Source organism: Streptomyces sp. NH27 (assembly GCF_056859195.1).
Genome location: NZ_JACEGK010000422.1, coordinates 1 through 7,071, shown reverse-complemented (window position 1 = coordinate 7,071; position 7,071 = coordinate 1). Strand labels below are relative to the sequence as shown.

Sequence of the window (7,071 nt, the reverse complement as noted above, 5' to 3'; positions counted from 1 at the left end):
GGGTCTTCCCGTTCACCAGCTTTTTGCGCATGCTTTGAGTACCCGGGTAGCTGTCGGCAACGGTGTCCGGGTGACAATGCGACACTAGAGAGCTGTGAGTCGGCCATAACGAAACGAGGATCATCCCATGTTGCGAAACGGGTTGGAGCCGTGGCACCTGATCGTGGTGGCGATCGTCGTCATCGTGCTGTTCGGTTCCAAGAAGCTGCCTGAAGCCGCTCGCGGTCTCGGCAAGTCGATGCGCATCCTGAAGTCCGAGGCGAAGGCGATGAAGAGCGACGACGCGACGCCCGCCGGCGGCGCGCCCACCGCCTCCACCACCGCGGCCCCCGAGGCGATCACCCCCAGCGACGTGGTGACGGCCAACGAGGCGCAGACGCAGGAGCCCGCGACCGGCTCGGTGAAGTAGCCGCGGGCCGGTCGACCACGGCGCCGCGGCGCCTGCACCGGAGGCGCCCCGCGCGCTCCGGCAGGGCTCCGCGCCCGTAACAGGCCCCCCGCTTCCGGGACCCGGCAGTCTTGGTACGTTCATGACGTCCGGGTGCGGGAAGCGAGCGAGGGGGCCTGTTGTGTCGTCGGGGGCGGGTACGAGTACGGGGCACGGGCCGGAGCGGGAACAGGAAGGTGCCGCCGGGGACAGACCGGGGCTCCCGGAGAACCCGGCGCGCGCGGGAAGGACCGGGCACCCGGGAAGCGCCGGCGGGCACTCCGCCCCCGGCCGTGGCGGTGCGCACACCGCGGGCGATGGCGCCGTACCCCCGGAGTTCGTGGCCGGCTTCCCCGAGACGCTGGCCGAGATATCCCGCAGCTGCCGCACCCTCACCCGCGCCGAGCGGGAGAGCCGCCGCGTCCTCGGCGAGCACGCCGCCGACTCCGGGTTCGGGCTGCGCGAGCTGACCGCCGTCCACCTCGCCGAGGCCCGGCGGGCCTGGCTGCATCTGCCGGGCGTGGCCGGGGCACGCGACGCGGGCGAGCTGCGCCAGGTCGGCAGCGCCGTACTCGCCGCGCTGGAGACGGGGATCGCCGCCCTCGCCGAGGGGCACGCACGGGCCCAGCGGCACGCGGTGCGCCGTGCCGAGACGGCCCGCCGGACGTTCATCGACGACCTCCTCTACGGCCGCAGCGACCCGGGCCGGATCGCCGAACAGGCCGAGGGCTTCGGGCTGCGGCTGGCCGAGCGCCATGTCGTCGCCGTCGCCGCGCCGTCCGCCGACGACTCGTATCACGAGACGCATCCGCTGCTGCACCGTGTCGAGCGCGAGCTCGCCGGCCGCTTCGGCGACCATGACGTGCTCGTCGCGTCGAAGGACGGCCGCCTCGTCTGTGTCGCCCCGACCGAGCAGCGGCCCGCCCTCGACGCCTTCGTCAAGCTCGCCGCCGCCGGGCGGGTGGCCATCAGCCGCCCGCACAGCGGCGCCGTCGGAGTGGTCCGCTCCTACGAGGAGGCGCTCAGCGCCCTCGACCTCGCTGACCGGCTGGGCCTGACCGCGTCCGTGCTCAACGCCGCGGACCTGCTGGTCTTCCCCGTCCTCATGCGGGACCGCGCCGCGATGTCCGACCTGGTGCGTACGGTCCTCGGCCCGCTCGTCCACGCCCGCGGTGGCGCCCAGCCCCTCGTCGAGACCATCTCCGCCTACGCCGCCGCCGGCTACGTCAACGCCGAGGCCGCCCGCCGGCTCGACCTCAGCGTGCGCGCGCTGTCCTACCGCCTCGAACGCATCGCCGCCCTCACCGGCTTCGACCCGGACGACGCGCTCCAGCGCTACACCCTCGAAACCGCCGCCCTCGGCGCCCGTCTCCTCGACTGGCCCACCCGCGCGCTCTGACCAGCCCGCGACGGGCCGGCAGGCGAACGACATCCGCAAGGGCCATCCACCCGGAGCCAGAGGGGCGCGGGGAACTGCGCGACCAACCACCGCCTACCGCGAGGCGAACGACATCCGCAAGGGTCACCTACCCAGGGCCGGTTCAGCCCGGGCGGCAGCCCGGCGCACCGCGGTCCGCCACCTCGCACGCCTCCGCCTCCTCCGCCCGGACGGTGTCGCACTCCGCGCGCAGGCCCGCGCTGATCGCGCGGCCGATCTCGCGCAGGGCGTCGAGCTGCTCGGGGGTGAGGATGTCGAAGAGGTGCTCGCGGACGGCGGTGACATGACCGGGCGCGGCCGCCGCGAGGGCGTCGAAGCCGGCCGGGGTCAGCTCGCAGACCCAGCCGCGGCGGTCGCCGTCGGCGGGGCGGCGGCGTACCCAGCCGTTCGTCTCCCGGGCGGAGACGGCGTGCGAGAGTCGGCTGCGGGAGAAGAGGGAGGCGTCGGCCAGCTCGCTCATCCGCAGGCACCGCCCGGCGGACTCCGAGAGCCGGACCAGGATCTCGTAGTAGGCCATGGGCATACCGGAGTCCTGGCGCAGCTGACGGTCGACGTACGCGGAGAACTCCACGGTCGAAGCCATGTAGGCCCGCCAGATCTCCTGCTCGTCATCGGTCAGCCAGCGCACGTCGTCCATGGCTCCAGCATACGTGTGGTTGAACTTTCAATACCAGCGCAGTAGGGTCGGTGAAAGCTCAATGATCTCGCATGCATCCCAGTTTCCGTTCGAGGAGCCTTCCCTATGAGCACGCAGACCGAAGTGATCGACGGCTACGTCGCCGGCGCCTGGAAGATCGACACCGTGCACTCGGACGTGTCGTTCTACGTCCGCCACCTCGGCATCTCGAAGGTCCGCGGTCACTTCGCGGCCTTCGAGGGCGCCATCGTCACCGCGGAGAACCCGCTGGAGTCCACGGTCAACGCCGTGATCAGGACCGACTCGGTGAGCACCAACAACGAGGGCCGTGACGCCCACGTGCGCGGCGCGGACTTCCTCGACGTCGAGCAGTTCTCCGAGCTGACCTTCTCCTCCACCGGTATCCGGGCCAAGTCCGCCGAGGTCTTCGAGGTCGACGGCAACCTGACCCTGCGCGGTGTGACCAAGCCCGTCACCCTCGCCCTGGAGCTGAACGGCTTCGGCGTCGGTTTCGACGGCAACGCGGTGGCCGGTTTCTCCGCGGCCACCGAGATCAGCCGCGGCGAATTCGGGGTGACCGGCGGCGCCGCCGGTGCCGCGGTCGGCGACAAGATCCGGATCGTCCTGGAGATCGAGGCCGCGAAGGCCGACGCCTGAGCCACCTCTGATCCGGGCGGCATCGCCGGTCCGGACCACATCACCGGTCCGGGCACCATGACTGGTCGGGCCGGTCAACAACCGCTGAAAAGGGGCCCACTTCACCACCGGGCCCGCTGATCCACCTTCTGACGACGGCCGTTGTGGGCGCTTGATCCGCGCCTACGACGGCCGTCGCGTTTCGGTTGCAGGCGGACCAGGACATCTCAAGGCCGCCAAGTCTGCCGGGATGCGGAAATGCCGTACCCGCCCGCGCGCTGCCACGATCTGTCCGGCAGGACGGAACGGCAGAGGGGGGAGGCGCACCCGACATGGGGGAGTTCGTCGATGTGTGCCTCGGCTTTCCGACCGTCCTGTTCGGGGGGGCGCTGGTGGTCGTGGTGGGCTTCTGGGGCCTGGTGCTCGTCGGCGCGGCCGACTCGCACGGCCCGGGCCACCACGGCACCGACGGCGGCCACTCCATGGGACACGGGGGTGCCCATGGAGTCGCCGACTCCGGCGGCGACGGACTGGCGGGCCACGGGCACGTAGCGGGCCACGGGCACGCGGGCGGCGACGCCCACGACGGCGGTGACCAGTCCGCCGACTCCGGCCTGCTGGCCGCCGCCGGGCTCGACGGCGTACCCGTCACCGTGGTGCTCTCGCTGCTGATCGCGCTCGGCTGGTTCCTGAGCCTGGCCGGCTCGGCCGCCCTGAACGGCGCCGGGCTGCACGGCCCGGGCCGCGCCGTCGCCGATGTCGCCCTGATCGCCGCCGCGCTGTTCGGCGCCTGGCTGCTCACCTGGGTCCTGGTACGGCCGCTGCGCCGGCTCTTCCCGCACGAACAGCCGCCCTCCCGCGAGGACTTCGTGGGCCGGATCTGCGTGATCCGCACCGGCACCGTCACCAGCAGGTTCGGCCAGGCCGAGGTGGCCGCGCCCGATGGCTCCACCGCGATCGTCCAGGTCCGGCGGCCGGAAGAGGATACCGACGGCCCCCTCGCGGCCGGCGGCACCGCGCTGCTCTACGACTACGACGTGCAGGGCGAGTTCTTCTGGGCCGCACCCTACGAGGACCCGACGGCCGGACCGCCGCCGCCGCGCGCCCGGGTCCTGCCCTGATCGTGGCGCACCAGGTCGCCGCCACCCATCTGACACTTACTCATATCCGCTTCACCGCATCGAGGTTGGTCCGTCATGGATGCCACCGTCATCGGAATCGGCGTGCTCGTCGCCGTCCTCCTGCTCATCGCCCTGGGCGTGGTCGTCACCGTCACGAAGCTGTTCAGGAAGGTCTCCCAGGGCCACGCGCTGATCATCTCCAAGTCCAAGCACGTGGACGTGACCTTCACCGGCACCGTCGTGCTCCCGGTGCTGCACAGCGCCGAGTTGATGGACATCTCGGTGAAGACCATCGAGATCCAGCGCACCGGCCGTGAGGGTCTGATCTGCCAGGACAACATCCGTGCCGACATCCATCTGACGTTCTTCGTCCGGGTCAACAAGACCAAGGAGGACGTGATCAAGGTGGCGCAGGCGATCGGCACCGAACGCGCCAGCCACCAGGAGACGTTGCAGAAGCTGTTCGCGGCGAAGTTCTCCGAGGCGCTGAAGACGGTCGGCAAGCAACTGGACTTCGTCGACCTCTACACCCACCGCGAGCACTTCCGCGACCAGATCATCCAGGTGATCGGCACCGACCTCAACGGCTACCACCTCGAGGACTGCGCGATCGACTTCCTGGAGCAGACCCCGCTCACTCAGCTCGACCCGGCCAACATCCTTGACGCGCAGGGCATCCGGAAGATCACCGAGCTGACCGCGATCGAGCACGTGCGCACCAACGAGTTCCAGCGCACCGAGCAGAAGGAGATCACCCGGCAGAACGTCGAGGCCCGGGAGACCATCCTGGAGCTGGAACGCCGCCAGTCCGAGGCCGAGATCAAGCAGCGCCGCGAGGTCGACACGCTGCGGGCCAAGGAGGAGGCGGTCACCGCCAAGGTCCAGGAGGAGGAACGCCTGGGCGCGCAGGGCGCGTTCCTGCGCACCGAGGAGCAGCTGGGGGTGCAGCGGGAGAACCAGGCCCGCGAGGTCGCCGTCGCACAGAAGAACCGCGAGCGGGTGATCGCGGTGGAGAACGAGCGGATCGAGAAGGACCGGGTGCTGGAGGTCATCGCCCGCGAGCGCGAGACCGAACTGGCCAGGATCTCCAAGGAGAAGGAGGTCGAGGGCGAGCGCCGGGACGTCGCCGACGTGGTGCGCGAGCGGATCGCGGTGGACCGTACGGTCGCCGAGCAGGAGGAGTCGATCAAGCAGCTCCGTATGGTGCAGGAGGCCGAGCGGGAGCGGCAGGCGCTGATCATCACCGCGGAGGCGCAGGCACAGGAGCAGCTGGTCAAGGACATCAAGGCCGCCGAGGCCGCCGAGCAGGCCGCGCAGCACAAGGCCCGCGAGTCGCTGACGCTGGCCGAGGCCCGCAAGCGCGCCGCGGACCTGGACGCGGACGCCAAGGTGCGGCTCGCCGAGGGGCTGCGCGCGGAGGCGGCGGCACAGGGGCTCGCCGAGGTCGAGGTGCGCGAGCGCAGCGCGGCCGCGATCGCCAAGGTCGGCGTGGCCGAGGCCGAGGCGACCACCGCCCGGTTGAAGGCCGAGGCCGAGGGTGCCCGCGCCAAGTCCCTTGCCCAGGCGGAGGGTACGACCGCGCAGGCGGCTGCGGACGCGGCGATGATCGGCGAGCGGTTGAAGGCCGAGGCCGAGGGCGTCCGCGCCAAGTCCCTTGCCCAGGCGGAGGGTACGACCGCGCAGGCGGCTGCGGACGCGGCGATGATCGGCGAGCGGTTGAAGGCCGAGGCGGCCGGGCTGACCGAGAAGGCCGCGGCGATGGCCGCCCTCGACGACGCCTCGCGCGGACACGAGGAGTACCGGCTGCGGCTGGCCGCGGAGAAGGACGTCCGGCTGGCCGGGCTCGAGACGCAGCGGCAGATCGCCGAGGCGCAGGCGACCGTCCTGGCCACCGGGCTGGAGAAGGCGGACATCAGCATCGTCGGTGGCGACGACGTCTTCTTCGACCGGCTGCTCGGCGCGGTCAGCGCGGCCCGCTCGGTGGACTCCTTCGTGGCCAACTCCGAGACGGTGCGGGCCGTGGCGGCACCGTGGCTGGACGGGTCGGACCGGTTCGCGCAGGACGCCACCCGGGTACTGTCCTCGCTCGGCGCGGGGATGGGTGGCATGAGTGTGGCCGGTCTGCTCAATCGGTTGATCGCGAATGGTGGCCCGCAGGCCGGCGGGCTCCAGCAACTGCTGGACCAGGCACGGGCGATGGGGATCGCCGACACCTCTGTGGCGGGCGTCGCGGGTGCGGTCGGTGCTTCCGGCTCCGGTGCTTCGGGTGCCTCGGGTGCCGCTGTTTCCGGCGCGTCCGCCGCCGCCGGGACCGCGGTGAACGGCAACTCGGGCGCGACCGGCGGTGCACAGGCGAACGGACTGGCGAAGAAGTGAGCGAGCAGGTTTCCACGGCGGACGCCGGCCCCGCATCGGATGCGGCGGGGCCGGCCGGGGACGCCTACCAGGTGCTGCGCAACCGGCTGTCCGGCACGGCAAGGGAGTTGGCCCGCCGGGCCGAGGCGCTGAACGCGGCCCGGCAGGAGGTCTTCGGCTCCACGGAGTTGCGGCTGGCGGGCGCCGAGCGGATGCGCACCGCCCGCCCGGCGCTGCCCGGCGACATCGCCCCGGTCGGTCCCTACCTGCTGTTCGCCGCGAACCCGGCCGAAGTCGAGGACGTCGCCGACGTGTTCCGGGTGCGCCGCGCGGACGACCTGGAGGGCGACGGGACGGGCGCGGCCACCGCCGCCTCCACGGACACGGGCGCAGCGGCCACGTCCACCGCCACGGCCATGGACACCGGCCCGGCCGGGCTGCTGGACGACCCCGGCTT

7 protein-coding genes are annotated in these 7,071 nt (G+C 72.0%); 6 read left to right on the top strand and 1 reads right to left on the bottom strand.

Features of this window, described 5'->3' with window-relative positions; genetic code table 11:
* Positions 1-127 precede the first annotated feature (127 nt).
* Together tatA and AC13HU_RS27925 are read left to right on the top strand one after the other, a co-directional pair.
* A complete protein-coding gene (tatA, locus tag AC13HU_RS27930) occupies positions 128-409 on the top strand; it encodes a Sec-independent protein translocase subunit TatA (RefSeq protein WP_483044728.1) in 282 nt (93 codons plus the stop codon).
* Positions 410-767: 358 nt separating this feature from the next.
* Positions 768-1,826 (top strand): PucR family transcriptional regulator, encoded by a 1,059-nt coding sequence (locus tag AC13HU_RS27925; protein WP_483044727.1) that lies wholly within the window; start codon positions 768-770, stop codon positions 1,824-1,826.
* Between the two features lie 142 nt (positions 1,827-1,968).
* Here the strand turns inward: AC13HU_RS27925 and AC13HU_RS27920 are convergent, their stop codons facing one another.
* Positions 1,969-2,502 (bottom strand): MarR family winged helix-turn-helix transcriptional regulator, encoded by a 534-nt coding sequence (locus AC13HU_RS27920; protein WP_483044726.1) that lies wholly within the window; start codon positions 2,500-2,502, stop codon positions 1,969-1,971.
* 105 nt (positions 2,503-2,607) lie between these two features.
* Here AC13HU_RS27920 and AC13HU_RS27915 point away from each other — a divergent pair, with 105 nt between their 5' ends.
* The 4 genes from AC13HU_RS27915 to AC13HU_RS27900 all read left to right on the top strand — a co-directional run.
* Positions 2,608-3,159: a YceI family protein gene (locus AC13HU_RS27915; RefSeq protein WP_483044725.1), complete on the top strand. Its 552-nt coding sequence runs from the start codon at positions 2,608-2,610 to the stop codon at positions 3,157-3,159.
* A 311-nt stretch (positions 3,160-3,470) separates the two neighbouring features.
* A complete protein-coding gene (locus AC13HU_RS27910) occupies positions 3,471-4,259 on the top strand; it encodes a hypothetical protein (RefSeq protein ID WP_483044724.1) in 789 nt (262 codons plus the stop codon).
* A gap of 75 nt (positions 4,260-4,334) precedes the next feature.
* On the top strand, positions 4,335-6,635 hold the full coding sequence (locus AC13HU_RS27905; protein WP_483044723.1) for a flotillin family protein: 2,301 nt from the start codon (positions 4,335-4,337) through the stop codon (positions 6,633-6,635).
* Positions 6,632-7,071 (top strand): DNA repair ATPase (locus AC13HU_RS27900; RefSeq protein ID WP_483044722.1); only part of this gene is annotated, 440 nt, incomplete at its 3' end. The genes AC13HU_RS27905 and AC13HU_RS27900, both read left to right, overlap by 4 nt.

Excerpts from the sequence above, each read along its gene's own strand:
- tatA (WP_483044728.1), top strand. The coding sequence starts at position 128 with ATGTTGCGAAACGGGTTGGAGCCGTGGCACCTGATCGTGGTGGCGATC.
- AC13HU_RS27920 (WP_483044726.1), bottom strand. The coding sequence starts at position 2,502 with ATGGACGACGTGCGCTGGCTGACCGATGACGAGCAGGAGATCTGGCGG.
- AC13HU_RS27915 (WP_483044725.1), top strand. The coding sequence starts at position 2,608 with ATGAGCACGCAGACCGAAGTGATCGACGGCTACGTCGCCGGCGCCTGG.
- AC13HU_RS27910 (WP_483044724.1), top strand. The coding sequence starts at position 3,471 with ATGGGGGAGTTCGTCGATGTGTGCCTCGGCTTTCCGACCGTCCTGTTC.
- AC13HU_RS27905 (WP_483044723.1), top strand. The coding sequence starts at position 4,335 with ATGGATGCCACCGTCATCGGAATCGGCGTGCTCGTCGCCGTCCTCCTG.